Source organism: Mycobacterium sp. RTGN6 (assembly GCF_033804605.1).
Taxonomy (GTDB): domain Bacteria; phylum Actinomycetota; class Actinomycetes; order Mycobacteriales; family Mycobacteriaceae; genus Mycobacterium.
This window is the reverse complement of the sequence record NZ_JAPZKZ010000005.1, coordinates 58,190-84,137: the sequence shown is the minus strand read 5'-3', so window position 1 is coordinate 84,137 and position 25,948 is coordinate 58,190. Positions and strand designations below refer to the sequence as shown.

At 67.3% G+C, this 25,948-nt stretch carries 24 protein-coding genes; 10 read left to right on the top strand and 14 right to left on the bottom strand.

The features are described from left to right. Nucleotides 1-28: 28 nt before the first annotated feature. From SLQ33_RS13970 to SLQ33_RS13950, 5 genes are all read left to right on the top strand, one after another. Complete coding sequence (locus SLQ33_RS13970) at nucleotides 29-1,231, top strand: DUF885 domain-containing protein (RefSeq protein WP_319454460.1); 1,203 nt, start codon at nucleotides 29-31, stop codon at nucleotides 1,229-1,231. Between the two features lie 99 nt (nucleotides 1,232-1,330). Beyond that, a complete protein-coding gene (locus SLQ33_RS13965) occupies nucleotides 1,331-2,794 on the top strand; it encodes a glycine hydroxymethyltransferase (protein WP_319454459.1) in 1,464 nt (487 codons plus the stop codon). 64 nt (nucleotides 2,795-2,858) lie between these two features. Next, nucleotides 2,859-3,686, top strand: a complete 828-nt coding sequence (locus SLQ33_RS13960; protein ID WP_319454458.1) for an acyl-ACP desaturase — start codon at nucleotides 2,859-2,861, stop codon at nucleotides 3,684-3,686. A 194-nt stretch (nucleotides 3,687-3,880) separates the two neighbouring features. Next, nucleotides 3,881-5,194 carry a PhoH family protein gene (locus SLQ33_RS13955; protein ID WP_319454457.1) on the top strand — a complete coding sequence of 438 codons (1,314 nt, stop codon included), beginning with the start codon at nucleotides 3,881-3,883 and terminating at the stop codon, nucleotides 5,192-5,194. An 87-nt stretch (nucleotides 5,195-5,281) separates the two neighbouring features. Continuing rightward, the gene (locus tag SLQ33_RS13950; RefSeq protein ID WP_319454456.1) at nucleotides 5,282-6,154 is read left to right on the top strand and encodes a polysaccharide deacetylase family protein; all 873 of its coding nucleotides are present in this window, start codon (nucleotides 5,282-5,284) and stop codon (nucleotides 6,152-6,154) included. A gap of 145 nt (nucleotides 6,155-6,299) precedes the next feature. On the opposite strand, the gene SLQ33_RS13945 is transcribed toward SLQ33_RS13950, so the two are convergent. Genes SLQ33_RS13945 through glpX form a run of 3 tightly spaced genes read right to left on the bottom strand, consistent with a single transcriptional unit; the run spans nucleotide 6,300 to nucleotide 9,281 of the window. Then, nucleotides 6,300-6,734: a nuclear transport factor 2 family protein gene (locus SLQ33_RS13945; protein ID WP_319454455.1), complete on the bottom strand. Its 435-nt coding sequence runs from the start codon at nucleotides 6,732-6,734 to the stop codon at nucleotides 6,300-6,302. Nucleotides 6,735-6,763: 29 nt separating this feature from the next. Further along, nucleotides 6,764-8,194, bottom strand: a complete 1,431-nt coding sequence (locus tag SLQ33_RS13940; RefSeq protein ID WP_319454454.1) for a class II fumarate hydratase — start codon at nucleotides 8,192-8,194, stop codon at nucleotides 6,764-6,766. Between the two features lie 40 nt (nucleotides 8,195-8,234). Then, nucleotides 8,235-9,281, bottom strand: a complete 1,047-nt coding sequence (glpX, locus tag SLQ33_RS13935) for a class II fructose-bisphosphatase (RefSeq protein WP_319454453.1) — start codon at nucleotides 9,279-9,281, stop codon at nucleotides 8,235-8,237. A gap of 38 nt (nucleotides 9,282-9,319) precedes the next feature. On the opposite strand from glpX, the gene SLQ33_RS13930 reads away from it, so the two are divergent. Continuing rightward, nucleotides 9,320-9,997 carry a DUF4245 domain-containing protein gene (locus tag SLQ33_RS13930; protein ID WP_413467653.1) on the top strand — a complete coding sequence of 226 codons (678 nt, stop codon included), beginning with the start codon at nucleotides 9,320-9,322 and terminating at the stop codon, nucleotides 9,995-9,997. Nucleotides 9,998-10,006: 9 nt separating this feature from the next. Beyond that, nucleotides 10,007-10,834 carry a dienelactone hydrolase family protein gene (locus tag SLQ33_RS13925; RefSeq protein ID WP_319454452.1) on the top strand — a complete coding sequence of 276 codons (828 nt, stop codon included), beginning with the start codon at nucleotides 10,007-10,009 and terminating at the stop codon, nucleotides 10,832-10,834. On the opposite strand, the gene SLQ33_RS13920 is transcribed toward SLQ33_RS13925, so the two are convergent. The 6 genes from SLQ33_RS13920 to SLQ33_RS13895 form a co-directional block, all read right to left on the bottom strand. Further along, nucleotides 10,815-12,023 carry an AI-2E family transporter gene (locus SLQ33_RS13920; RefSeq protein WP_319454451.1) on the bottom strand — a complete coding sequence of 403 codons (1,209 nt, stop codon included), beginning with the start codon at nucleotides 12,021-12,023 and terminating at the stop codon, nucleotides 10,815-10,817. The genes SLQ33_RS13925 and SLQ33_RS13920 overlap by 20 nt on opposite strands. 21 nt (nucleotides 12,024-12,044) lie before the next feature. Further along, nucleotides 12,045-13,115, bottom strand: coding sequence for an NAD(P)-dependent oxidoreductase (locus tag SLQ33_RS13915; RefSeq protein WP_319454450.1), 1,071 nt, complete (start codon nucleotides 13,113-13,115; stop codon nucleotides 12,045-12,047). A gap of 63 nt (nucleotides 13,116-13,178) precedes the next feature. Then, nucleotides 13,179-14,087 (bottom strand): formylglycine-generating enzyme family protein, encoded by a 909-nt coding sequence (locus SLQ33_RS13910; protein ID WP_319454449.1) that lies wholly within the window; start codon nucleotides 14,085-14,087, stop codon nucleotides 13,179-13,181. Between the two features lie 30 nt (nucleotides 14,088-14,117). Beyond that, nucleotides 14,118-15,044: an HAD family hydrolase gene (locus SLQ33_RS13905; protein WP_319454448.1), complete on the bottom strand. Its 927-nt coding sequence runs from the start codon at nucleotides 15,042-15,044 to the stop codon at nucleotides 14,118-14,120. Between the two features lie 2 nt (nucleotides 15,045-15,046). Continuing rightward, nucleotides 15,047-16,591, bottom strand: coding sequence for an arylsulfatase (locus tag SLQ33_RS13900; RefSeq protein WP_319454447.1), 1,545 nt, complete (start codon nucleotides 16,589-16,591; stop codon nucleotides 15,047-15,049). A 47-nt stretch (nucleotides 16,592-16,638) separates the two neighbouring features. Then, on the bottom strand, nucleotides 16,639-18,189 hold the full coding sequence (locus SLQ33_RS13895; RefSeq protein ID WP_319454446.1) for an arylsulfatase: 1,551 nt from the start codon (nucleotides 18,187-18,189) through the stop codon (nucleotides 16,639-16,641). A 260-nt stretch (nucleotides 18,190-18,449) separates the two neighbouring features. Here SLQ33_RS13895 and SLQ33_RS13890 point away from each other — a divergent pair, with 260 nt between their 5' ends. Together SLQ33_RS13890 and SLQ33_RS13885 are read left to right on the top strand one after the other, a co-directional pair. Next, nucleotides 18,450-18,905 (top strand): DUF5994 family protein, encoded by a 456-nt coding sequence (locus SLQ33_RS13890; protein ID WP_319454445.1) that lies wholly within the window; start codon nucleotides 18,450-18,452, stop codon nucleotides 18,903-18,905. A gap of 16 nt (nucleotides 18,906-18,921) precedes the next feature. After that, a complete protein-coding gene (locus SLQ33_RS13885) occupies nucleotides 18,922-20,559 on the top strand; it encodes a fatty acyl-AMP ligase (protein WP_319454444.1) in 1,638 nt (545 codons plus the stop codon). Between the two features lie 4 nt (nucleotides 20,560-20,563). On the opposite strand, the gene SLQ33_RS13880 is transcribed toward SLQ33_RS13885, so the two are convergent. From SLQ33_RS13880 to SLQ33_RS13865, 4 genes are all read right to left on the bottom strand, one after another. Continuing rightward, entirely contained in the window at nucleotides 20,564-21,652 is a 1,089-nt protein-coding gene (locus SLQ33_RS13880; RefSeq protein WP_319454443.1) for an NAD-dependent epimerase/dehydratase family protein, read from the bottom strand. Nucleotides 21,653-21,735: 83 nt separating this feature from the next. Continuing rightward, entirely contained in the window at nucleotides 21,736-21,948 is a 213-nt protein-coding gene (locus tag SLQ33_RS13875) for an exodeoxyribonuclease VII small subunit (protein WP_319454442.1), read from the bottom strand. Further along, nucleotides 21,935-23,173 (bottom strand): exodeoxyribonuclease VII large subunit, encoded by a 1,239-nt coding sequence (xseA, locus tag SLQ33_RS13870; RefSeq protein WP_319454441.1) that lies wholly within the window; start codon nucleotides 23,171-23,173, stop codon nucleotides 21,935-21,937. Before xseA ends, SLQ33_RS13875 begins: the two co-directional genes overlap by 14 nt. Further along, entirely contained in the window at nucleotides 23,170-23,733 is a 564-nt protein-coding gene (locus tag SLQ33_RS13865) for a lipid droplet-associated protein (RefSeq protein WP_319454440.1), read from the bottom strand. Before SLQ33_RS13865 ends, xseA begins: the two co-directional genes overlap by 4 nt. A 67-nt stretch (nucleotides 23,734-23,800) precedes the next feature. Between SLQ33_RS13865 and SLQ33_RS13860 the strand changes: the two genes are divergently transcribed. After that, a complete protein-coding gene (locus tag SLQ33_RS13860) occupies nucleotides 23,801-24,802 on the top strand; it encodes a 4-hydroxy-3-methylbut-2-enyl diphosphate reductase (protein WP_319454439.1) in 1,002 nt (333 codons plus the stop codon). 10 nt (nucleotides 24,803-24,812) lie between these two features. Here SLQ33_RS13860 and SLQ33_RS13855 read toward each other — a convergent pair whose 3' ends face one another. After that, nucleotides 24,813-25,931, bottom strand: a complete 1,119-nt coding sequence (locus SLQ33_RS13855) for a DUF6542 domain-containing protein (RefSeq protein ID WP_319454438.1) — start codon at nucleotides 25,929-25,931, stop codon at nucleotides 24,813-24,815. Nucleotides 25,932-25,948 lie beyond the last annotated feature (17 nt).

Sequence of the window (25,948 nt, the reverse complement as noted above, 5' to 3'; positions counted from 1 at the left end):
GGGGCGGCTGGCAATTACGGTGGTGGCCATGGAGGCCGCCACTCTGATTCGCGAGTATCTGCTGCTCGGTCTGAGGTTCGACCGCATCGAAGAGGGCTACGTCGACTCGTTCACCGGCGATCCCGCGTTGCGCAAGGTCGTCGCGTCCGAGCCCGCCCCCGACCCAGCGGAGCTCGCCAGGACCGCCCAGCGACTGCTGGACGCGGTGCTGCACGCCGACGGCCTGGACGCCCAGCGGGCCGACTACCTGGCCGCCCACTTGAAGGCCCTGGCCTGTGCGGGGCGCAAGTTCGCGGGGGAGGACGTCGGATTCGTCGACGAGGTCAGGGAGTACTTCGACGTCGACATCGTCAAGGGCGACCCCGAGCGGTACCGCGACGCGCACCGCAGGATCGACGCGGCGCTGGGCGGAAGCGGTCCGCTCGCCGACCGGATGCAGGCCTACCGCGCTGGCGAGGAGATTCCGCCGGAGCGCCTCGAGGAATGTATCCACGCGTTCTCCAGCGCACTGCGCGACCGCGTCCGCGCCGAGTACCCACTGCCCGAAGCGGAGACCATCGTCTACGAGGTGGTCACCGACAAGCCGTGGTCGGGCTTCAACTACTACGAGGGCGACTACCGGTCGACCGTCGCCGTCAACGCCGACCTCAAGCAGCAGATGTCGAACCTGCCGAGGCTCGTGGCCCACGAGTCCTATCCCGGCCATCACACCGAGCACTGCCGCAAGGAAGCGGGACTCGTCGAGCGGGGCGGACAGGCCGAGCAGACGATCTTCCTGGTCAACACCCCGCAATGCCTGATGGCCGAGGGGCTTGCCGACCTGGCGCTGTACGCCGCGATCGGCCCCGACTGGGGAGCATGGGCGGCCGAGATCTACGCCGACCTCGGGTTGCGCTTCGACGGCGAACGCGCACAGGCGGTCTCGGAGGCGTCGGCGACCCTGGCCGACGTCCGCCAAGATGCGGCGCTGATGCTGCACGACGAGCACCGCGACGTCGACGACGTCACCGCGTTCCTGCAACGGTGGCTGCTCACCACCGACACCCGCGCCAGGCAGTCGCTGCGCTTCCTGTCGTCGCCGCTGTGGCGGGCGTACACCAGCACGTACGTCGAGGGTTACCGGTTGCTGCACGGCTGGTTGGAGGCGCGACCGGCGGAGGTGAGCCTGACGCAGCGCTTCGGCCGGTTGCTCGACGAGCCGCTCATTCCCTCGGCGCTGCGGGCGGGCTGAACCGCTTCGCCGAGCGTCGACTCGTTGTCGACGGTCGGGCAAATGCTCGACGGGAAGTCGACGTTCGACGGGCGATTGCCGGGGATTAGGCTGGGCTGCATGACTGCTGACTCCGCGACCGCATCCTCCGCCGGCCTCGGCGCCGAGTACGCCGACACCGCAAGCGCCGCATACCGCGCGGCGTTGGAGGTCATCGAATCCGTCGAACCTCGTATCGCGGCGGCGACGCGCAAGGAGCTTGCCGACCAACGGGATTCGCTGAAGCTCATCGCCAGCGAGAACTACGCCTCGCCGGCCGTGCTGCTGACCATGGGCACCTGGCTCTCCGACAAGTACGCCGAGGGCACCATCGGGCACCGGTTCTACGCCGCCTGCCAGAACGTCGACACCGTCGAGGCGTTGGCCGCCGAGCACGCCCGCGAGTTGTTCGGCGCGCCGTATGCGTACGCGCAGCCGCACTCTGGCATCGATGCCAACCTCGTCGCGTTCTGGGCCATCCTCGCGACCCGCATCGAAGCACCCGGGCTGGCCGAGCTCGGCGCCAAGCACGTCAACGACCTCTCCGAGGCGGACTGGGAGAAGCTGCGCGGCAAGCTCGGCAACCAGCGGCTGCTCGGCATGTCGCTGGACACCGGCGGCCACCTCACCCACGGTTTCCGGCCCAACATCTCCGGCAAGATGTTTCATCAGCGCAGTTACGGCACCGATTCCGAGACCGGGTTCATCGACTACGCCGCCGTCGCCGCAACCGCCCGCGAGTTCAAGCCGCTGATCCTGGTCGCCGGCTACTCCGCGTACCCGCGCCGGGTGAACTTCGCCAAGATGCGCGAGATCGCCGACGAGGTGGGCGCGACGTTGATGGTCGACATGGCGCACTTCGCGGGCCTGGTCGCGGGCAAGGTGTTCACCGGCGACGAGGACCCGGTACCCCACGCCCACGTCACCACCACGACGACCCACAAGTCGCTGCGCGGTCCGCGCGGCGGCCTGGTGCTGGCCACCGAGGAGTACTCGGGCGCCGTCGACAAGGGCTGCCCGATGGTGCTCGGCGGCCCACTGAGCCACGTCATGGCCGCCAAGGCCGTCGCACTCGCCGAGGCCCGGCAGCCGTCGTTCCAGACCTACGCCCAGAACATTGCCGACAACGCCAAGGCGCTCGCCGAGGGCTTCCTGAAGCGCGACGCGCGGCTCGTCACTGGCGGCACCGACAACCACATCGTGCTGCTCGACGTCACGTCGTTCGGGCTGACCGGGCGCCAAGCCGAGTCGGCGCTGCTGGACGCGGGCATCGTCACCAACCGCAACTCGATCCCCAACGACCCCAACGGCGCCTGGTACTCCAGCGGCATCCGGTTCGGCACCCCGGCCCTGACCACCCGCGGCTTCGACGGCGCCGACTTCGATCGCGTCGCCGAACTCGTGGTCGACGTGCTGACCAACACGTCGGTGGAGGGCACTTCGAAGGCGAAGTACAAGCTGGCCGACGGCACCGCCGCGCGCGTGCACGCCGCGTCCGCCGAACTGCTCAACGCCAATCCGCTGTACCCAGGGCTGACGCTTTAAGTCGTCGCGGACACGCGCCACCCTGATTTCAAGAAACATGTGAATTCGGGTTACAGTTACTTTCATGGCACAGAAACCGGTGGCTAACGCGCTGATCCTGGAGCTCGAGCCGGTCGTGGACCAGAACTTGGTCCGGCACGTCCAATCCGAGGAACTCTGGTACGCGCACGACTTCGTACCGTTCGACAAGGGCGAGAACTTCGCCTTCCTCGGTGGCAAGGACTGGGAGCCGTCGGACATGACGCTGCCGCGCCACGTCACCGATGCGCTGGAGATCCTGCTGATCACCAAGGACAACCTCGCGGCTTACAACCGCGAGCTCGTCGAGCACTTCATCCTCGAGGACAAGTGGGGCCGCTGGATCGGTCGCTGGACCGCCGAGGAGCACCTGCACGCCGTCGCGCTGCGCAACTACCTCGTCGTCACCCGCGAGATCGACCCGGCGGCCAACGAGGACGTCCGCGTCGAGCACGTGATGAAGGGCTACCGCGCCAACACCTACAGCCAGCTCGAGACGCTGGCGTTCATGGCGTTCTTCGAGCGTGCGCACGCCGTGTTCTGCCGCAACCTTCAGGCTCAGATCGAGGAGCCGACGCTCAAGGCACTCGTCGGCCGCATCGCCCGCGACGAGGAGCGTCACGAGGAGTTCTTCGCCAACCTCGTCGCGTACTGCCTGCAGTTCGAGCGCGACGAGACGGTCGCGGCGATCGCCCGGCGGGCCGCCGAACTCGACGTCATCGGCGCCGACATCGACGCCTACGCGGACAAGCGCAACGCCGTCGCCGCCGCGGGCATCTTCGACGAATCAACCCTTCGCACGGTCGTTTCCGATCGCATCACCGCATGGGGGCTGGCCGACGAGCCCGCCCTCGCCCAACTCGTCACCCAGTAGTCACGCTCCGGTCACGGCGCGCCGAAAGGCGGACACGCCCGGACGGGGGTAGCGTCGCTCTCGATGGCTAGCGAATTGCTCTGCTGTCCGGGCGGTACCGGTCGTTACGACAAGAACGGGACCGGCCCCGGTCCTGGTACCGCAGCGTCCGCCGAGGGAGTCCGTGCGGGGCCGCGCGGGCCTAGGAGCGCCACGTGACTGATTCGTCCGTTCGGACCTATGTGCTCGATACCTCCGTCCTGTTGTCCGACCCGTGGGCATGTACCCGGTTCGCCGAACACGACGTGGTTGTTCCCTTGGTGGTCATCAGCGAGCTCGAGGCCAAACGACACCATCACGAACTCGGGTGGTTCGCCCGGCAAGCGTTGCGGATGTTCGACGATCTGCGGCTCGAGCACGGACGCCTGGATCAGCCCATTCCCGTTGGCAACCAAGGCGGTTCACTACACGTCGAGTTGAATCACAGCGACCCCACAGTGTTGCCTGCCGGCTTCCGGACCGACACCAACGACGCGCGCATCCTGACCTGTGCGGCCAACCTCGCGGCCGAGGGCAAGGCGGTCACGTTGGTCAGCAAGGACATTCCGCTACGCGTGAAGGCCGGCGCCGTCGGACTGGCCGCCGACGAGTATCACGCTCAGGACGTCGTGACCTCCGGCTGGACCGGGATGGACGAGATCGAGGTGTCCGCAGCCGACATCGACGCGTTGTACGAGGACGGCGAGATCGACCTCGAAGACGCCCGTAACATGCCCTGCCACACGGGTATTCGACTGCTGGGCGGTACCTCGCATGCGCTGGGGCGGGTCAACGCCGAGAAGAAGGTGCAGCTCGTCCGCGGTGACCGTGAGGTGTTCGGGTTGCGGGGTCGCTCGGCGGAGCAGCGGGTGGCACTCGACCTGCTTCTCGACGAGTCGGTCGGCATCGTCTCGCTCGGCGGCAAGGCGGGCACCGGTAAGTCGGCGCTGGCGTTGTGCGCCGGACTTGAGGCCGTGCTCGAACGACGCACGCAGCGCAAGGTCGTCGTGTTCCGTCCGCTGTACGCCGTCGGCGGCCAAGATCTCGGCTACCTGCCCGGCAGCGAGAGCGAGAAGATGGGCCCGTGGGCGCAGGCGGTCTTCGACACGCTCGAGGGGTTGGCCAGCCCGGCGGTACTGGAGGAGGTGCTGTCCCGCGGCATGCTCGAAGTGCTTCCGCTGACCCACATCCGCGGCCGCTCGCTACACGACTCGTTCGTCATCGTCGACGAGGCGCAGTCGCTGGAACGCAACGTGCTGCTCACGGTGCTTTCGCGGTTGGGCGCGGGATCGCGGGTGGTGCTCACCCACGACGTGGCCCAGCGCGACAACCTTCGCGTCGGCCGCCACGACGGCGTCGCGGCCGTCATCGAGAAGCTGAAGGGGCATCCGCTGTTCGCCCACATCACGCTGTTGCGCAGTGAGCGTTCGCCGATCGCGGCGCTGGTCACCGAGATGCTGGAGGAGTTCAGCCCCGGCGCCCTGCCGTGATCCACGTTGAGATAGCGCTCCCGGCGACCGCCACTCGCACTTCGTCGCCGTGAGTGCTACCTCAACGGCCGCCGGTAGGCTTTCTCCGTGAACTGGTCGTACTGGCGCGTGGTCATCGGCGTCTGCGCGGGCGTCGCGATCGTCATCATCGGCGGTCTCACCGGCCACGTCCGGCTGTCCACTCCTGCCGAAGCGGCCGAGGACGTCGACTGCACGGTGGTCAAGTGCGTCGCGCTCACCTTCGACGACGGGCCGAGCCCGTACACCGACCGGCTGCTGCAGGTCCTCAAGGACAACGACGCGGCGGCGACGTTCTTCCTGATCGGCAACAAGGTGGCGGCCAACCCCGCAGGCGCCAAGCGCATCGCCGACGCAGGCATGGAGATCGGCAGCCACACCTGGGAACACCCCAACATGACGGCCATCCCGCCGAAGGAGATCCCGGCGCAGTTCAGCAAGGCCAGCGACGCCATCGAGGCGGCGACGGGGCAGCGCCCGCAACTGGTTCGCACCGCGGGCGGGCTGATCAACGATGCCGTGCTCGCGGAAGCCGGCAAGCAGGGGCTGGCCGACATCAACTGGGACGTCATCCCGTTCGACTGGGCCAACGACGCCAACACCGGCGCCACCCGCGCCTTGCTGATGAGCCAGCTGAAGCCGAACTCGGTGGTGCTGTTCCACGACACCTACTCGTCCACCGTCGACCTGGTGTACCAGTTCATCCCCGTGCTCAAGGCCAATGGCTATCACCTCGTCACGGTCAGCCACCTGCTCGGCCCGCGCGCCCCCGGCAGCAGCTACGGCAGTCGGGACAACGGTCCGCCGATCAACGGACTGAATGACATTCCGCCCGCGGAGATTCCGTCGCTGCCCGCCACGCCGTCGCCTGCGCCCATGCCGAACCTTCCGATCACCGACATCCCTGGCGCAAACTCCGGCGGCTCCAACAACGGCGCCTGACGCCCGCGCGGCATCGGTACCTTGGTGTTGGGCGTGCTGATGGTGAATCGCGGTGAGATACAACAGGAGTCGTTGATCATACAGGTGGTCGCCGTGACCGTCACGCTGAGCCTGGCGCTGCACAGCCTCAGCGCGTGGCCGGGAATCAGGTGGATTTCGGCGCCAGCCGCGACCCCGGCGCGAACCCCTCCGTGATCACCCGTCGATGCGCGAAGCGCCAGTCATCGCCCGAGTCGGTGGGGACGGCGACGTCGCGGTAGGTGCCCCAGTGGTCGAGTCCGCGCGTGCCGATGAACTGGAAGCACGCGTACGTCTTCGCGCTGCCGTCCGGCTGCGGTTCGACGTAGATGGAGCTCAGGTGGTGACGCGCGGGCAGGAAGTCGGCGTCGACGAACTGGCCGCTGGTGCGGGTGAACAGACCGAGCACCTCGTCGGGTCCGGTGAACTTCTCGGCGCCGATCTCCAGCACGCCGTCGGGCGCGAACAGCTGCGCCAGCCGCTCGACCTTCCCCGTGTCGGCCAGGTACTGATAGGTCGTCATCAGGTTGGTGACGCCGACGCGGATGTCGTTGGTGCTCAAGATGCCTCGTTCCACCCGCGGGAGAAAAGCTAGTCGCCGTCCTTCACCTTGGCCATCGCCAGCACGTCGAGCCGCTTGTCGAGCTCGGCCTCCGACAACTTGTCGCCGATCAGCCCGCGGTCGATGACCGTCTGCCGAATCGTCTTGCGCTCCTTGAGCGCTTCCTTGGCGACCTTCGCGGCCTCCTCGTACCCGATGGCCGAGTTCAGCGGTGTCACGATCGACGGCGAGGACTCGGCCAGCTCGCGCAGGTGCTGCTCGTTGGCGATCAAACCGTCGATGCACTTGGAGGCGAACAGCCTCGACACGTTGGCCAGCAGCGTGAACGACTCGAGCACGTTGCGCGCCATCATCGGGATGTAGACGTTGAGCTCGAACGCACCGTTGCCGCCGCCCCAGGTGACGGCCGCGTCGTTGCCGATGACCTGTGCGGCCACCTGCGTGACCGCCTCGGGCAGCACCGGGTTGACCTTGCCGGGCATGATCGAGCTACCCGGCTGCAGGTCGGGCAGCTGCAGTTCGCCGAGCCCGGTGAGCGGGCCCGAACCCATCCAGCGCACGTCGTTGGCGATCTTGGTCAGCGACACCGCGATGGTCTTGAGCGCGCCGGACGCCTCCACCAGGCCGTCGCGCGCCGCCTGTGCCTCGAATGAGTCGACGGCCGTGCGCAATTCTGCGATGCCGGTCTGGTCGACGAGCACGTCGACGACCTTCTTGCCGAAGCCGTCCGGCGCGTTGAGCCCGGTGCCGACGGCGGTACCGCCGATGGCCAGCTCACCGAGTCGGGGGAGCGTGGCCTTGACCCGCTCGATACCGGCCTCGATCTGACGCGCGTAGCCGCCGAACTCCTGGCCGAGCGTCACGGGCACCGCGTCCATCAGGTGGGTGCGGCCGGACTTGACCGTGGTGCGCCATTGCTTCGCCTTGGCCGCCAGCGACTCGTGCAACACCTCGAGTGCCGGAATCAAGTGGCGCACAGCGGCTTCCGTCGCGGCGATGTGCGTGGCGGTGGGGAACGTGTCGTTGGAGCTCTGCGACATGTTGACGTCGTCGTTGGGGTGCACGGTCACGCCGCTCGCCGCGGCGATCGACGCGATGACCTCGTTGGCGTTCATGTTGGAGCTGGTGCCTGACCCGGTCTGGAAGACGTCGATGGGGAACTGGTCGTCGTGCAGACCGTCGGCGATCTCGGCTGCTGCCGCGACGATGGCGTCGGCCTTCTCGGGCGCGAGCAGGCCCAGGTCCTTGTTCACCTGTGCGCAAGCGCCCTTGAGCAGACCGAGCGCGCGGATCTGCGTGCGCTCGAGGCCGCGCCCTGAGATTGGGAAGTTCTCCACCGCACGTTGGGTCTGGGCGCGCCACATCGCGTTGATGGGTACCCGCACCTCGCCCATGGTGTCGTGTTCGATGCGGTACTGGGTGTTGCCTGCTGCGTTCTCGACGACGCTGTCGGCGGTCATGTGCTCCCTGTTCATTCGAATTATGTTGGCGGAAGGGGTGTTACGGCAGTGGGTAGGCGGCGGTCTTGTCGCCGGTGAAGTCGACGGCTGAGTATTCGTTGAGTTTGGTGAGCCGGTGGTACGCCTCGATCATCCGGACCGTGCCGGACTTGGACCGCATCACGATGGACTGGGTGGTGCAGCCGCCGGCGGAGTAGCGGACACCCTGCAGCAGGTCGCCGTCGGTCACGCCCGTCGCGGAGAAGAAGACGTTCTCACCCGAGACCAGGTCCTCGGTGTGCAGTACCCGATCCAGGTCGTGGCCGGCGTCGATGGCCTTCTGGCGTTCGGCGTCGTCGGTTGGTGCCAGCACCGCCTGGATGGCGCCGCCCATGCAACGGATCGCCGCCGCAGTGATGATGCCCTCCGGGGTGCCGCCGATACCTGCAAGCATGTCGGTACCGGAGTTCGGCCGACAGGCCGAGATGGCGCCCGCGACGTCACCGTCGGAGATCAGCCGGATCCGCGCGCCTGCCTCGCGGACGTCTTCGATCAGCTGGGCGTGGCGCGGTCGGTCCAGCACGCACACCGTGAGGTCGGCGACGCTGGAGCCCTTCACCTTGGCGACCTTGCGGATGTTCTCCCCGATGGGCGCCATGATGTCGATGACGTCGACGGCGTCCGGACCGACGGCGATCTTGTTCATGTAGAACACCGCCGACGGATCGAACATCGCACCGCGCTCGGCGACCGCCAGAACCGAGATGGCATTCGGCATGCCCTTGCTCATCAACGTGGTGCCGTCGACCGGGTCGACGGCGAAGTCGCACTCGGGACCGTCGCCGTTGCCGACCTCTTCGCCGTTGTAGAGCATCGGGGCGTTGTCCTTCTCGCCCTCGCCGATGACCACGACACCGCGCATGGACACGGAGTTCACCAGTTCGCGCATGGCGTCGACGGCAGCGCCGTCACCACCCTCCTTGTCGCCGCGGCCGACCCAGCGGCCCGCCGCCATCGCGCCCGCCTCCGTCACCCGCACCAATTCGAGGGCCAGGTTCCGGTCGGGGGCTTCACGTCGCGATGGCGTCATGGGTCCAGATTCTCCCATTACCGGATCGGACTTTGGGACCTGGGATACTGGTCGTCGTGACCGTCCCGCCGCAGCCGACCCCAGGGCAGGATGTCACCGCGCAAACGGTCCCCGTGAAGCCGCCCGAGAAGTCCCGGCTATTGCAGGACGGCCGCGACATGTTCTGGTCGATGGCACCGTTGCTGCTGGCCTGCATCGTGCTCGCCGGCGTGCTCGGGATGTGCTCGTTCGCGCCGAACGGTCCAGGTCCAGGGCCTGCGCCGCAGTACGACGCCCCCGCCGCGCTCCGGGCCGACGCCGACGCGCTCAAGTTCCCCATCCGGGTGCCGCAGCTACCGCAGGGGTGGCAGGCCAACTCCGGTTCCCGGGGCAGTATCGACGCGGGACGGACCGACGGCGGTCAGGCCGTGCGGGCGGTGACGTCGCGGGTGGGGTTTCTGGCCCCGACCGGAATGTTCATCAGCCTGACGCAGAGCAATGCCGACGAGGACAAGCTGATGAGGTGGATGGACACCGGCTTGGTGCCCACCGGCGTGCAGGACGTCGACGGGGTGCGCTGGGTGGTGTACGAGGGGGGCGACCCCGTCGGCGAGGTTCCCAATGCGGTGTGGACAACCCGGCTGCAAGCCGCATCGGGCTCGGCGCAGATTGCGATAACCGGCGCAGCAGGTACGGCCGAGTACCGTACGCTGGCCGCGGCGACGCAGACGCAGCCGCCCTTGCCCGTCTCCTAGGAGTGCACGATGACCTCACGCAAGTCTGATGTCGCCGGCGGAGCGGCTCCGGAAGCCGATCTCACTGGATGGACCGCCGCCCCGTTCACGGCGGAAGGCTTCACCTACGACGTCTACCGCAAGGGCGAAGGCCCGGGTGTGGTGCTCATCCCGGAGATGCCAGGTATTCATCCCGGCGTGCTGGCCCTGGGAAATCACCTGGTGGACAACGGCTTCACCGTCGCCGCGCCGTCGCTCTACGGCACGCCGGGCGCGCCGGGAATGCGGCCGGGTGCGATACCGGTGATGATTCGCGGTTGTGTGGCAAAGGAATTCGCGGCGTTCACCACCAACGCCGACCGGCCGATCGCCCACTACCTGCGTGCGTTGGCCCGTGACCTCAACGAGCAGACGCCGGGCAAGGGTGTCGGCGTGATCGGCGAGTGCTGGAGCGGCGGCTTCGCGTTGGCGGCCGCCGTCGACGACAGCGTGCTGGCCCCGGTGCTGAGCCAACCGTCGTTGCCGATCGGGCTGACGGCGAAGCACAAGGCCGATCCGGGGCTGTCCGAAGCCGAGTTGAAGATCGTCGAACGCCGGGCCGCCGACGAGGGGTTGTGCGCGCTGGGGCTGCGGTTCAGTGAGGATCCGCTGTCGCCGGGCGCCCGCTTCAAGACGCTCAAGGCGCGGCTCGGCGACGCGTTCGAGGTCATCGAGATCGACTCGAAGAAGGGCAACGAGCACGGGTTCGGCAAGATGGCGCACTCGGTGCTGACGCTGGAGGTCCGTGAGGTAGAGGGGCATCCGGCCTACGAGGCGCGCAAACGCGTCGTGGCGTTCCTCAAGGAGCGGCTGGCTTAGTCGCCGATGCGGCCGCTTCGGCGGCGCGCTTCTGCGCCTTCTCGGCGTCGGCCCGTTTGCGGGCCCGATCGAGCAGCACCCGCAGTCTGCCCGGCTTCTTGGGCTCGTCGTCGTCCGGTTGATCGAGTGGAACGTCCTTGTACACCGCGAGATACACGCTGATCGTGGTGACGATGACGATCATGATGACCGGCCCGATGATCAGCCCCCAGAACCCGAACATGGTGATGCCCGCGAATACGGCGAGCAGCATCAGCGCAGAGTCCAGCCGAGCCTGCTTTGGCACCAGGATCGGCCGCAGGAAGTTGTCGATGTTGGTGACCACGATGAGGTGGAACGCGATGACGAAGACCCCGCCGACGACGTTGTCGAACAGGATCATGCCGACCCCGAACGGGATGCTGATGATTCCGCCGCCCAGCGGGATCATCGACAGCGCCGTCAGCAGGATCGCGAAGATGAAGAACCCCTCGTGGAAGCCCGCGATGTAGATCGACAGCGCGCCGGACAGGCCCTGGGCGAGTGCGATGACGAACTGCCCGCGCACGGTGCCGCGCACCATGGCGCCCATCTTCGCGAGGTAGAGGTCGGTGACCTCCTCGCCGAGCGGGTTGAGTTGGCGGATCAGCGTCTGAACCCGTTCGTGCTGGGACAGCAGTGAGATGAACACGTAGAGGAACAAGAACGCCGCGGTGACGCCGCCGAGCAGGCCGCCCGCGGCCCCCTGCAGCACGTGCAGCAGATACTCGCCGACGTGCTGGGCGATGGTGGTCACGCGCTCGCGCAACAGTTCCGGTGTCACGTCGACGCCGTTGAGCAGCGGCACGCGGTCGATCACGTCGTTGGTGTACCTCAGCGCGCGGTCGCCGAGCGAGCTGAGGTCCGTCTCCGCAAGCCACCCGGAGACGCTGTCGACCATCGCGCTGATCTGGACCACCGCCAGGAGTACCAGCAGCGTCACCGGGATGATGACCATGAGCAGGGCCGCCAGGACGGTCAGGGTGACCGACAAGCCGGTGCCGAATCGCTTGCGGAACCGCTCGAAGAGTGGCTCGAACAGGTATGCCGCGACGGCCGCCATCACGATGAGGATGAAGTAGCCGCGCAGGAAGTACGCGCCGAAGACGAGCGCGAGCACGGTGGCGATCGCCAGCGCCCGCTTCTGCGGTTGCGTGAAGGTCTTCTCCATGGCCACGGTGGTCGACGCCCGTCAGGAGGTGGGTCGGTCGGGTCCGGGGTCGCCCCACTTGCCGCGGATGGCGCCCCACGGGTCGGCGTACTCGCCGGGGTAGTCGCGGTACGCCGACTGCTTGCGCAGGAAGTATCCGATGAGCGGGGCGATGAGCCGGAACGGGTAGCGCTTCCAGCCGGCCTTCTCGGCGGTTTCGGTGAGGATGTCGGGCCACGAAATGGTTTGGTACTTCAGCACTTCCTGGGCGCGGGTGGTGTCCATCCAGTCGGTGGCGAACCAATCGTCGTCACTGTCCGGGTTGCCGCGCCGCCCGATGGGAACTGCGCCGACGAGGCCCATGGCCCCGGCGACTGCAACGGCGATGTCGCCCTGGGTGAGCCGGTGCGTGGCGTCGTCGCCGCCGATCAGCAGGATCTCGCCGACGCAGTCGGCGGTGGTGGCCGCCGTGAACGCCGCGGCGACGTCGCGCACGTCGACGGTCTGGATCCGGCCGTCGGTGGGCAGCGCACTCTCGAAGAAGAGGAACTCCGGCTTGATGTCGAAGCTGAGCTCGACTGTCAGCACGCCGCCGAGCCGCAACACCACCCAGTCCAGGCTCGAGTCTCGGACCAGCTGCTCGGCCTCGGCCTTGTGCGTGCCGTACAGATCGGTGGGGTGCATCGGGGTGTCGGCGGTCAGCACGCCGGTGACGTGGTGTGGGTTGCGCGCCCCGTACACCGCGATGCTGGAGGCCTGCACGAAGCGCGGCGGCGGCTCCTGTGCCGCGGCGGCCCGTACCAGGTGACCCGTGGCGTCGACGCTGACCTTGCGGGCCAGCGCCGCCCTGGCGTAGCAGAACGGCGCGATGATCGCGGCCAGGTGGATGATCGCGGCGGGCTGGACCGCGTCGATCAGCGCGTCGACCTCCGCCGGGTTGGTGAGGTCGGCGTACCGCACGTCCACCCCGGGTGGCAGGTCGGCGGCGGCCTTGCGGTTCTCCGGAACGTCGAGGTCGGTGGCGACCACGTTGCGGCCGTCGGCGGCGAGGCGTTTGACCGTCGCCGAGCCCACCAAGCCGAAGGCGCCCGTCACGAGCACGGCGTCAGACATGACCCTCCCCATCTAGAACGTGGTACAACCTCGCACGCCAAAACCGGGAGCGCAATCGTCAGCCTAGGACAGGATGCAGCGGAACCCGATGTGACTCATCCCGGTGTCCACCATCTGCGGGCGCCGCGCCGCGGGGCGGTAGCGCAGGCAGTAGCTGTCGGCGCACAGGAACGATCCGCCCTTGACGACCCTGCGTCCGATCTCGAACTGGGGCTGGTTGGGGTCGTAACTATCTGCGGCGCAGCATGATTCGACGGACCGATCGTCGGCCCACCAGTCGGTGGTCCACTCCCACGCGTTGCCCGCCATGTCGTGGAGCCCGTAGCCGTTGGCGGGGAAGGAGCCGACCGGCCGCGTGGCCCCGTACCCCGTGTCCGGTAGGTACGGAAACTCGCCGTGCCAGTAGTTGGCCAGCCGCTGCCCGGCGGGCTCGGGCTCGTCGCCCCAGGTATAGGCGGCGCCGCGCAGCCCGCCGCGGGCCGCCGTCTCCCACTGCACCTCGGTGGGCAGCGCCAGCCCGGCCCAGTCGGCGTAGGCCTGCGCGTCGTCGAACGCCACGTGTACGACCGGATGCTGCTCGCGGTTGCGCAGTGACGACTTCGGTCCGCGGGGGTGGTTCCAGCACGCGCCAGGCGTCCAGGTCCACCACTGGTCGAGGTGCCGGACGTCGACGGGGCCCGTGGTGCGGTGGAAGACCATGGACCCCGGCTGCAGGTTCTCGCGCGGAGCGCCGGGGTAGTCGTCCGGGTTCAGCGGCCGCTCGGCGACGGTGACGTACTTGGTGGCGTCGACGAATCCGGCGAATTGCGCGTTGGTGACCTGATGACGCTGCATCCAGAACCCGTCGACGGCCACCTCCCGCGTCGGGGCCTCCTCGGGGTAGTGCGCATCGGAGCCGAGCAGTGCGGTCTGCGCCGGAATCCACACCAAGTCGTCCCGAGACTGCGGGGAGATCGCGATTTCGTGCGTCAACGCGATCTCCCCGCAGTCTCGGCGAGGAGGTTAGGCACTGAAGACCTGGGCCCAGTCGTTGCGCATGCTGACCACCGTCCACCCGTACTGGCCGGCATGCTCCAGCGCGCGTTCCGCCCCTGCGGTGTAGGCGAATTCACGCTCGGCGTCGTCATGAAGCACCAGCAGCCGCAGCGATGCCGCATTGGGCCTACCCGAGTACATCAGCATCTCGTCGTCGCCGTTGGAGTTGCCTGCCGAGAGGATGGGCCGCCGACCGATCCGATTCCAGATGCGCACCGGCTTCTCGGGGCCGTCGTCCCAGATGTCCAGTGCGGGTTGAATCAACAGGTCACCGTGCCCGTCGCCGCCCTCGAACTTCAGCCCTTGCGCACTGCCCACGACGCGCTCGGGTGGGATGCCGTAGATGGTCGACGTGATGGGCCGCATGAAGTCGCGACCACCCCCGGAGACGATGTAGCAGGTGAAGCCGTGCGCCTCCAGGTAGCGCAGCAACTCGACCATCGGCACGTAGGTGCACGTCGGGTACGGCCGGCCCAGGCTCGGGTGGACGGCCTCGGCGAAGAACGCCGCGATCCGTGCCGCGTGTTCTTCGACCTTCATCGACTCGTGGAGCGAGAGTGCAGCGCCGGCAAGCACTTTCAGATCGGAGTCGTCGCCCTGGTAGTGCTTGGTGATGGCCCCGCCGAACCAGTTCAGGTCGTTCGCCGCGGCCGCCTGGTATGGCTGTTGTCCCGCCAGCGCTGGTTCGGCGCTCGCCTTTTCGGCCAGCCTGCGGATGATGAAGTCGAGTTGGATGTACATCGGCTTCTCGCACCACAGGGTGCCGTCGTTGTCGAACACGGCGATGCGCTCTTCTGGACTGACGTAATCCGGACCATCGGTGGTGACCCGGCCCACGAAGTCGACGATCGCCGACTTCGTGGACCCGTCGGTCCAGGATGCGAGCTCGGCCACGGTCAGCCGCCGCGGGTGGCGAGGAACTTGTCGAGTTCTTCCACCGCATGGTTGATCGTGAACGAGGCCGGTTCCTGACGCGGTGGGAACTCCTTGAACGTCTCGAGGAACTGGGTCACGATCGCCGAGCCGTAGAACATCAGGTAGAGGCGATCAATCAGCCAGTCCCAGTAGGTGTTCGACGTGACGTCTGCGTGTTCGTAGGGGTCGGTGCGCAGGTTGAAAAGCTTGGGCGCCCGCAGCGCGGTGAACGGTTCGAACCAGACCTGCAGCGTGCCCTGGCAGCGTTGCTCCATGAACACGATCTTCCAGTTGTCCGCCCGAATGCCCAGCACGTCGCAGTCGTCGGAGAAGTAGATCATCCCGCGGCGCGGGCTCTCGTCCACCTCTCCGGTGAGGTACGGCAGCAGGTTGTAGCCGTCGATGTGCACCTTGTACGTCATGTCGCCGGCGGTGTACCCGGCCTTGAGCTTGTCGACGATGTCGGGGTCGCCCGCGGCGGCCAGGAACGTCGGCAGCCAATCATGATGCTGGACGATCTCGTTGGACACGCTGCGCGGCTTGATCTTTCCCGTCCAGCGGATCATTTCCGGAATGCGGAAGGCGCCCTCCCAGTTGGTGGCCTTCTCGCTGCGGAACGGCGTGGTGGCGCCGTCCGGCCAACTGTTGGCGTGCGGGCCGTTGTCGGTCGAGTAGATGACGATGGTGTCCTCGGCGATGCCGAGTTCGTCGACCAGGTCGAGCAACGTGCCGACGTTGCGGTCGTGGTCGATCATCGTGTCGTGGTACGGCGACTGCCAACGGCCGGCCTGGCCCTTGCTCTCCGGCTTGGTGTGCGTCCGAAAGTGCATGTGCGTCATGTTCATCCACACGAAGAACGGGGTGCCCGCGTCGTGCTGGCGCTTGATGAAGTCGACGCATGCGCCGGTGGTTTCGTCGTCGATGGTCTCCATTCGCAACTTGGTCAGCGGTCCGGTGTCCTCGATGCGCTGCTTGCCGACGGGGCCGTACCGCTCGTCCACCTCGCCGGAGTCGTCGTCGGTGGCCCACGAGTGAATCACGCCGCGCGGCACCAGCGCCTTGCGCAACAGCGGCGCTTCCTCCGCGGTGGGGTAGTCCTCGTGTTCGGGTTCCTCTTCGGCGTTGAGGTGGTACAGGTTGCCGAAGAACTCGTCGAACCCGTGCGCGGTCGGCAGGTACTTGTTCAGGTCGCCGAGGTGGTTCTTGCCGAATTGTCCAGTGGCGTAACCCATTGGCTTGAGCAGCTCGGCGATGGTCGGGTCTTCCTTCTGCAGCCCGATGTCCACGCCGGGCATGCCGACCTTGCTCATGCCGGTGCGGTAGACGCTCTGTCCGGTGATGAAGGACGAGCGGCCTGCTGTGCAACTCTGCTCGCCGTAGGAATCGGTGAAGAGCATTCCCTCGTCGGCGATCCGGTCGATGTTGGGCGTGGAGTAACCCATCATCCCGCGGCTGTAGCAGCTGAGGTTCGAGATGCCGATGTCATCGCCCCAGATGACGAGGATGTTCGGCTTGGAGTCAGGCATTCGCGTACCCCTTCTTGAATTGTCGTTGCTGTAGCGGCGAGTCGACCCTAGTCGGCCGCCAGGAACTCTTCGAGCTTCTTCACGATCTGATCGATGCTGAAGCTGGCGGGTGGGTGCCGGGGGGGAAACTCCCTGAACGTGTCCAGGAACGCCGACGCCATCGCCGTCGCGTAGAAGACGAAGAAGTCGCGCCGAAGGAACCACTCGTAGTACGTGTTCGAGGTGATGTCGGCGTACTCGTACGGGTCGGTGCGAAGGTTGAACAGCTTCGGTATGCGCAGCGGCGTGAACGGCTCGGCCCAGATCCGCAGCGTGCCTTGGCAACGCTGCTCGGCGAACACGATCTTCCAGTTCTCGAACCGCATCGCCACCAGTTCGGCGTCATCGTTGAAGTAGAAGAACCCGCGCCGCGGGCTGTGCTCGACCTCGCCCATCAGATACGGCATCAGATTGAACCCGTCGATGTGCACCTTGTACTCGGTCTCGCCGTCCGCCCCCGCCTTGTAGCCCTTCTTCAACTTGTCGCTGACGTCGGGATCGCCGGCCGCGGCAAGCAGGGTCGGTAGCCAGTCGTGATGCTGGATGATGTCGTTGGACACGCTGCCCGCCTTGATCTTTCCGGGCCAACGAATCAACTCCGGAATCCGGTACGCGCCTTCCCAGTTCGTGTTCTTTTCGCTGCGGAACGGCGTAGTGCCGCCATCCGGCCAGCTGTTGCGGTGTGGTCCGTTGTCGGTGGAGTAGATGACGATGGTGTCCTCGGCGATGCCAAGGTCGTCGAGAACGTCGAGTACCTGGCCCACGTTCTTGTCGTGGTCGATCATCGCGTCGTGGTATTCCGACTGCCACATTCCCGCTTGGCCGCGGCTGCCGGGCTTCACGTGCGTGTAGAGGTGCATGTGGGTGAAGTTGCACCACACGAAGAACGGGATGTCGGCCTCGTGCTGCCGCTTGATGTACTCGATGGTGGTGTTGGCGATGTCGTCGTCGATGGTCTCCATGCGCTTGGCGGTCAGTGGCCCGGTGTCCTCGATGATCTGCTTTCCGACCGGACCGAACTTGGGGTCGTCGGGTTCGCTGGACACCTCGTCGGTCGCCTTGCACTTCATTACGCCGCGCGGCAGGGCAAGCTCGTACAGCCGCGGGAACTGGTCCTTGTGCGGGTAGTCGTACTGCTCGGGTTCCTCTTCGGCGTTGAGGTGATACAGGTTGCCGAAGAACTCGTCGAACCCATGCACCGTCGGCAGGTACTTGTTCAGGTCGCCGAAGTGGTTCTTGCCGAACTGCCCGGTTGCGTAGCCGAGCGGCTTGAGCAGCTCGGCAATGGTGGGATCCTCGGCCGCCCAGCCGATGTCCACACCGGGGACGCCGACCTTGCTCATTCCGGTGCGGTACACGCTTTGGCCGCTGATGAAGGCCGCCCGACCCGCGGTGCAGCTTTGCTCGCCGTAGGAATCCGTGAATCGCATGCCTTCGCTGGCGATGCGGTCGATGTTCGGCGTGCGATAGCCCATCATGCCGTCGCTGTAGCAGCTCAGATTGCTGATCCCGATGTCGTCACCCCAGATGACGAGGATGTTTGGCTTTCCGTTGGGCACGGCGACTCCTTCGACTGGTGAACCCCTCCAGGCTAGGAAATCGGTGGCCCGCGTATGGGGGTTTGGCCGAGTCCGCCGCCCGGGCTTCATATCAAATACACGTCGCGCCTTAACAATTCCGTTGCTGAATCGTGCGGTCGGCTACCGGCGGGTAAACGGGGTCGAACCAGGGGGTGCGCTACCCTCTATGAATCGTAGGTTCCTAGTGTGCCGCCGGTTACGGTCTGCGATTGCTCCTCGAGCAGACGGGAGCACCAGCCATGGTGCCTGTTTCTCCGCCCACGACGAAGTCAGCCCGATTGGCCTTCTGCAGCCGGTCCACGGGCCGCGGTGGCGTGGACGGGGCATGGTGGCCCGGCAGCAACGACCTGGGCGCTCAACTGCCCGACCTGGTCGCCGTCGTCGGTTCGATGATCGGCGAGGTGCGCCGGGTGGTCTACGACCCGAGCATCTGGCCGCCGACGCCGCGCCGCGTCATTCGCCGGGGCGTGGCCATCTCCGTCGACCCGTACTCGTTGGTGACGAGCGAAACGCTGTACCTGATCGGCACGCACTCGCGAGACGCGGTGCTCTACGTCGTTCCGCCGTCCTGCAAGCCCACGGTGGCCAACCGCGTGCTCGGTGCGGTCTCCGAGTCGACAGTGCCCATGATGGCGTCCGTCGTGCGGCACTTGTTGGGGCATTTCGCCGAGGTCGGCGACAGGCGCATACCGTGACGTCAGGAATTACCCGATGAGCCGGTTCTGCGACGTCATGTACGCGAACGCCACGACGAGCACCAGGGGACTGGTCACTGGCGAGCCCCATGCGCCGGTCCGGCAAAGCTGGGCCGAGGTGCATGAGCGGGCCCGCGCGATTGCTGGCGGACTGGCCGCCGCAGGTGTCGGCCACGGTGACGCGGTCGCCGTGCTGGCCGGGGCGCCCGTCGAGATCGCGCCCACCGCCCAGGCGGTCTGGATGCGCGGCGGCAGCCTGACGATGCTGCACCAGCCCACCCCCCGCACCGATCTGATGATGTGGGCCGAGGAGACGGCGCGCGTGATCCACGCGCTCGGGGCGGCGGTCGTGATCGTGTCCGATCCCTTCATGGCCGCGGCGCCGGTGCTGTCGGACCGCGGCGTCACCGTGCTCGTCATTGCCGATTTGTTGGCCGCGGATCCGATCGACCCGATCGAGACCGAAGAGGACGACATCGCGCTGCTGCAGCTGACGTCCGGTTCGACGGGCCCACCCAAGGCAGTACGCATCACGCACCGCAACCTGGTGTCGAACGCCGAGGCGATGTTCGTCGGCGCGGAGTACGACCTGGACACCGACGTGATCGTCAGCTGGTTGCCGCTGTTTCACGACATGGGCATGACCGGGTTCCTGATCGTGCCGATGTACTTCGGCGCCGAGCTGGTCAAGGTCACTCCGATGGACTTCCTGACCGACATCCTGTTGTGGCCAAGACTCATCGACAAGTACAAGGGCACCATGACGGCGGCGCCCAACTTCGCCTACGCCCTGCTGGCGAAGCGGCTGCGCAAGCAGGCCCAGCCGGGCCAGTTCGACCTGTCGTCGCTGCGCTGGGCGCTGTCAGGGGCCGAGCAGGTCGAACCGGCGGTCGTCGAGGACCTTTGCGATGCGGGCGCGCCATTCGGGCTGCGTCGGGAGGCCATCCTGCCCGCATACGGAATGGCCGAGACGACGGTCGCGGTGTCGTTCTCCGTGTGCGGCACCGGACTGGTGATCGACGAGGTCGACGCCGACATGCTCGCCGTCCTGCACCGGGCCGTGCCGGCCACGTCGGGCAACGTGCGCAGGCTCGCGACGCTGGGCCCGCTGCTCGCCGGGCTCGAGGCGCGCATCGTCGACGAATCAGACAACGAGCTTCCCACCCGTGGCGTCGGGGTGATCCAGGTGCGCGGTGAGCCGCTGACGCCCGGCTACACGACGCTGGCGGGGTTCCTGTCCGCTCAGGACGAACAGGGCTGGTACGACACCGGCGACCTGGGTTACCTGACCGAGAAGGCGCACATCGTGGTGTGCGGACGGGTCAAGGACGTCATCATCATGGGCGGCCGGAACATCTACCCGACGGACATCGAGCGGGCCGCCGCCCGAGTCGAAGGGGTGCGGGCCGGGTGCGCCGTCGCGGTGCGTCTGAACGCAGGCCACCGTCGGGAGACGTTCGCCATCGCGGTCGAGTCGAACCTCTTCGAGGATCACGCCGACGCACGTCGCATCCAGCGTGCAGTCGCGCACGAGGTGTTCGCCGAGGTCGACGTCCGACCGCGCAACGTCGTGGTGCTCGCGCCGGGAATCATCCCGAAGACGCCGTCGGGCAAGCTGCGGCGCGCGCACGCCCTGTCACTGGTCGGGCAGTAGCGCCCTACGCGGTGGCGGGCGCGGTCGCACCCGAGTTCTTCATCCGTGCGTACAGGTCGGTGTAGTACGGGAGGCATTCGGCCATGGCCTGCTCGGTGGTGAACAACGGCTCGTAGCCGAGGTCGCGCCGCGCCTTGGCGATGGAGAAGTAGTTGTCGAGGTAAACCCGTTCCACCGCAAGGGGTTCCAGCGGTGGCTTCGGCAGGCCGATCCGGAAGTGCAGCCACTGCCACACCGTCATCACGAACCGCACCAACGGGCCCGACACCCGGAACTTGGGCCAGCGGACTCCGCAGGCCTCGACGACCGGTCGGGAGAACTCGAACATGTTGATCGGCTCGCCGTCGTTGATGAAGTACGCCTGACCCGGCGCCGTGCCGCCGGGCACTAGGTGCTCACCGGCCAGGATGAATCCGTGAATCAGGTTGTGCACGTAGGAGTTATCGAGCTTCGCCTCCGCGCTGCCCACCAGCACCTTGACGTGTCCTGCGAGCACGCTTTCGAACAGTTTGCGGAACATGGTCTGATCGCCGCGGCCCCAGATGCCGCTGGGGCGGATCGAGCACGTGAGCATTCCGTCGACGCCGTTGGCCGCGAGCACGAACTTCTCGGCAGCCACCTTGGTCTCAGTGTAGAGATCGTTGAATCGCTCTGTGTAGGGCAGGGTTTCGTCGCCGTCCGAGATGACCTGGCCGCCCATGACCACGCTGTTGGACGCGGTGTAGACGAAGCGCTTCGCGCCCGCCGTCCGAGCGGCGCGCACCAGATTCTCGGTGCCGCCGACGTTCACGGCGAAGCTGCGCTGCCGGTACTCGTCGGTGACGGACCCGCCGCCCATCAGATCGATGATGGCCGCGGTGTGGAAGACGGTGTCGACGTCGGTGACCGCCGTGGCGACGTCGTCGGGGTTGGTGATGTCGCCGACGATGGTCTGCAGCCGCGGATGGTCGGGCAGCGGGGACGGTGCGCGGTCGAACGAACGGACGTCGTGTCCGCGGGCCAGTAGCGCGGTCACCAGATTGGCGCCGACGAAGCCGGAACCCCCGGTGACGAGGACACGGCCAAGGGAAGTGGTCAGCGTTGAATCACTCACGGGAACGAATCATACCAAGGAAAATGTAACGTGTTCCAGTTCTGCACTTCTTGGCGGAATCCAGGATCTCTGAATTTCCGTTTTCAAGCTTCTTCGTCATCCTTGGCGGCCAGCGTCTGCTCGACTTTCTCCCGCGCGCCAGCTAAGTGTGATTCGCAGCGTTTAGCCAGTTCCTCGCCACGTTCCCAGAGTTTCAGCGATGTATCGAGATCGAGTCCGCCCTGCTCCAGCTGCCGCACGACGTCGATCAGCTCGTCCCGCGCCGCTTCGTATCCCAGCTGACTAATGGGCTTCATCTGATCCCTCACTAACGGTGGTGATGGCGCCGTCGGCGACCCGGATTCGCAACCGGGTGCCCGCCGGGGCGTCGTGGACGGAGCGCAGTACGGCCGCCGATCCGGTGGCCGGCACTGTCTGCACGACCGCGTAGCCGCGGGCGAGCGTGGCGGCCGGGCCCAGTGTGCTCAGCCGGGCCGACAGGTGGCCGACGCGCTCGGACTCGGCGGCAATCAACCGGGTGATGTCCCGGCGGGCCGCGGTGCGGGCGCGGTGAATCTCTTCCGCGCGCGCCGCCAGCGCGGCAAGCGGTTCGGCGAGCACCGGGCGGCTGCGGAGCTGGGCGATCACGTGTTGCTCGCGGTTCACCCAGTTGCGCAGGGCACGCGCACTGCGCCGGCACAAGTCCGCCACCAGTGCCCGTTCTGCTGCGGCGTCGGGCACGATGCGCTTCGCCGCGTCGGTCGGTGTCGCGGCCCGCAGGTCGGCGACCAAGTCGCACAACGGGTTGTCGGGTTCGTGCCCGACGGCGCTCACCACCGGCGTCGTGCACTTGACGATCTCGCGGCACAACGTCTCGTCGGAGAACGGGAGCAGCGCCTCCACATCGCCGCCGCCTCTCGCGATCACGATGACGTCGACGGCTGGGTCCGCGTCGAGCGAGCGCAACGACTCGACGATCTGCGGCACGGTGCTCGGGCCCTGAACCGCGGTGTGGCGCACGGCGAACCGGGCGGCGGGCCATCGGTTCCTGGTGACGGTCATGACGTCGCGCTCAGCCGCCGAGGCTCGCCCGGTGATGAGGCCGATAACGTTGGGCAGGAAGGGAATCGGGCGCTTGAGCCGCGGGTCGAAAAGCCCCTCGGCGTCGAGCAGGCGACGCAGCCGCTCGATGCGGGCGAGCAGTTCGCCGACGCCGACCGCACGGATCTCCGTGACGCGCAACGAGAACGTGCCCCTACCGGTGTGGAAGTTGGGCTTGCCGTACATGACGACGCGGACACCCTCGGTCAATGCGACCGGGGCGTTCAGCACGAGGTCGCGCGGACAGACCACCGACAGCGACATGTCGGCGGCCGGATCACGCAGGGCGATGAACGCCACCGTCGGGCGCATCGTCAACTGGGCGATCTCGCCCTCGACCCACACCCGTCCGAGCTTGTCGATGTAGTCCGCCACCCGCGTCGAGACCGCGCGCACCGGCCACGGATTCTCGGCCGAGTTCGGGGGTGCGGCTTGGCTCACTTGGCGGTCGCGCGGGTGATCCTATTGGCCAACAACGTCTGAAACGGCGCCCGCGACTTCGTCGCACCCTCGTAAGTCAGCAACGCCTCGAGGTCGGCCACCCGAAGCGATGGCAGCCGCGCGCGCAGCTGAGCGAGCGTCAGCGACGCATAGTCCAACTCGGCGACGATCCCGGGCGCCCCGGCACCGTCGGGCGCCGGGCTGCCCGCTTCGGTCTCGGCGTCCGGCTCACCGGTGGTGTACAGCGCGAAGCGGCCCTCGGTGAGCCGTTCGCCGTCCAGTCGAACGACGGTGTCGTCATCTGCGTCGTCGTCGACGTCCTCGTCGAAGGTCGCCCACTCGGGCTGCTCGTCCTTGGGCGGGAACAGCTGCTCGAGCGTCTCGTCGCCCCTGTTGACGAGGTCGGCGACGTCCTGCTGCATCTTCATGACGAGCTGCGCGAGTTGACTGGCCACCGTCATCGGGTACGTCAGGATCGTCTGCGGCAGCTTGCGGGTTTCGTCCAGCGCGGTCACCGCCGCGCCGACCAGCAGTCGAACCCCATACGGTGCTGTAGCCATGGGTGCAAGAGTACGGGCGGGTCCGTCGACTGGTCTGCGAAGCCCGTGGGTAAGTACCCTGGACCCCATGCAACCGACGATCAACCTGGGTCTTCCGGGTGCTGTCCCGTCCATCGTCGGGCCCGCGACCGCCAAGCGAGTCCTGCTCGCCGAGCCGCGCGGGTACTGCGCGGGCGTCGACCGTGCCGTCGAGACCGTCGAGCGTGCCCTCGAGAAGCACGGCGCACCCGTCTACGTTCGCCACGAGATCGTGCACAACGTCCACGTCGTCGAGACGCTGGCCAAGGCCGGCGCCATCTTCGTCGACGAGACCGACGAGGTGCCCGAAGGCTCGATCGTGGTGTTCTCTGCGCACGGCGTCGCCCCGACGGTGCACGTGAATGCGCAGGAGCGCGACCTCAGGGTCATCGACGCCACCTGCCCGCTGGTCACCAAGGTGCACAACGAGGCCAAGCGGTTCGCCCGCGACGACTACGACATCCTGCTCATCGGCCACGAGGGCCACGAAGAGGTCGTTGGCACCGCGGGCGAGGCGCCCGACCACGTGCAGCTGGTCGACGGGCCGGACTCCGTCGACCGCGTCACCGTCCGCGACGAGAGCAAGGTCATCTGGCTCTCCCAGACCACGTTGTCCGTCGACGAGACCATGGAGACGGTGCGGCGGCTGCGCGAGCGCTTCCCGACGCTGCAGGATCCGCCCAGCGACGACATCTGCTACGCCACGCAGAACCGCCAGGTCGCCGTCAAGGCCATGGCGCCCGCGTGCGAGCTGGTCATCGTCGTCGGCTCACGCAACTCGTCGAACTCCGTTCGGCTGGTCGAGGTCGCCCTCGGTGCGGGCTCCGACGCGTCATACCTGGTGGACTATGCCGACGACATCGACCCGTCCTGGTTCGACGGCGTCACCACCGTCGGCGTGACCTCCGGTGCCTCGGTACCAGAGATCCTGGTGCAGGGAGTGCTCGAGCGGCTCGCTGACTATGGCTACGGCGAGGTGCAGTCAGTCACCACGGCCAACGAGACGTTGGTATTCACGCTTCCCCGCGAGATCCGGCCCGCGCGACGCTAGCCCGCGGGCGTCAGGCGTCGTACTCCCAGGAGTCGGCGTCACTGGGCCGCCGCGGGCGAGTGCGGTGCTCGGTACGTGACTCGCCGTCATCGGCGCCGCGGTAGCGCACGCGCGACACCGGGTGATGCGTCCCGTTCGCGCCATTCGTCGAGCGGGGTTCGGGCGGAGTGTAGGGGTCGTAGGTTTCGTGAGCGGGCCGCCGACGGCGCTCGGGCTGGTCGTACGGGTCGTAGCGGTCGGAGCGTTCCGCCGGCCGCGGCCGTTCGGGTCGCTCGTGCGCGCCTCGGGCGTCCACCGGCGGCAGGTTTCGGCGCGGTTCGCGCGGCGCAGCGCCACGGGTACGCCTGCGGGCGTCGGCGGGCGGTTCGGCGGGCGGCGTCACGGGTGGTCCCGGGCGGCGCCGGGGTCGGTTGGGGTTCGGCTCGGCGAGCTCGGTCTCCGGCGGCCTGGCATGACGCGAGCGCGACGCTCCCGCGGCCGGGGCGGTCCTTGGAGTCTTCTTCGGCCGGCGCGGCGCCTCTTCCGGGACTTCGGCAGCAGCCTTCGCGCGGCTCGGACGGTCTAGCGAGTGCTCGCGGCGCCGGCGGCGTGGGGTCGCCTCGACGGCGTCGATCGTCGTGGTCTCGGCGGCCGCAAGTCGGCCCGACGCCCGATCGGGGGTCTCGGTCTCGGCGCCCTCGGGTGCGGCTCGTCGAGCCGACAGGGCCAAGTACCACCGGACCAGACCGACCACCAGGACGGCCGCGGACGTGAAGAACATCAGGGGGAAGCGTTCGATCAGCGGATAGCCGCAATTGATCAGAATGTCCTTGATGCCGGTGACCTGGCTACCGTGGAAGACGAAGTACGCGGCCGGGACGATGCCGAACAGGATCAGCGGCGGCTGGATGACCGCGGTGAACACTCCCGACTGCCGAACTGCAAGTACCGCTAACACGCAGCCGGCAACGTAGCAGATCGCGAAGGCGATCGAGAGTTCCTTGTTGCCGGTACCCGCGTCGTACGCGAACCCAACGGCAGACGTCGTCGCCGCCAGCAAGATGGCTCCCCACCAGGGAATGCCCGGAACTCGAGGCAGCGCCGAGCGATGATCGGCCGCAGTCGCCGACCGTGCACGCTGACCTGACACGCTTAGACCGTACCGGC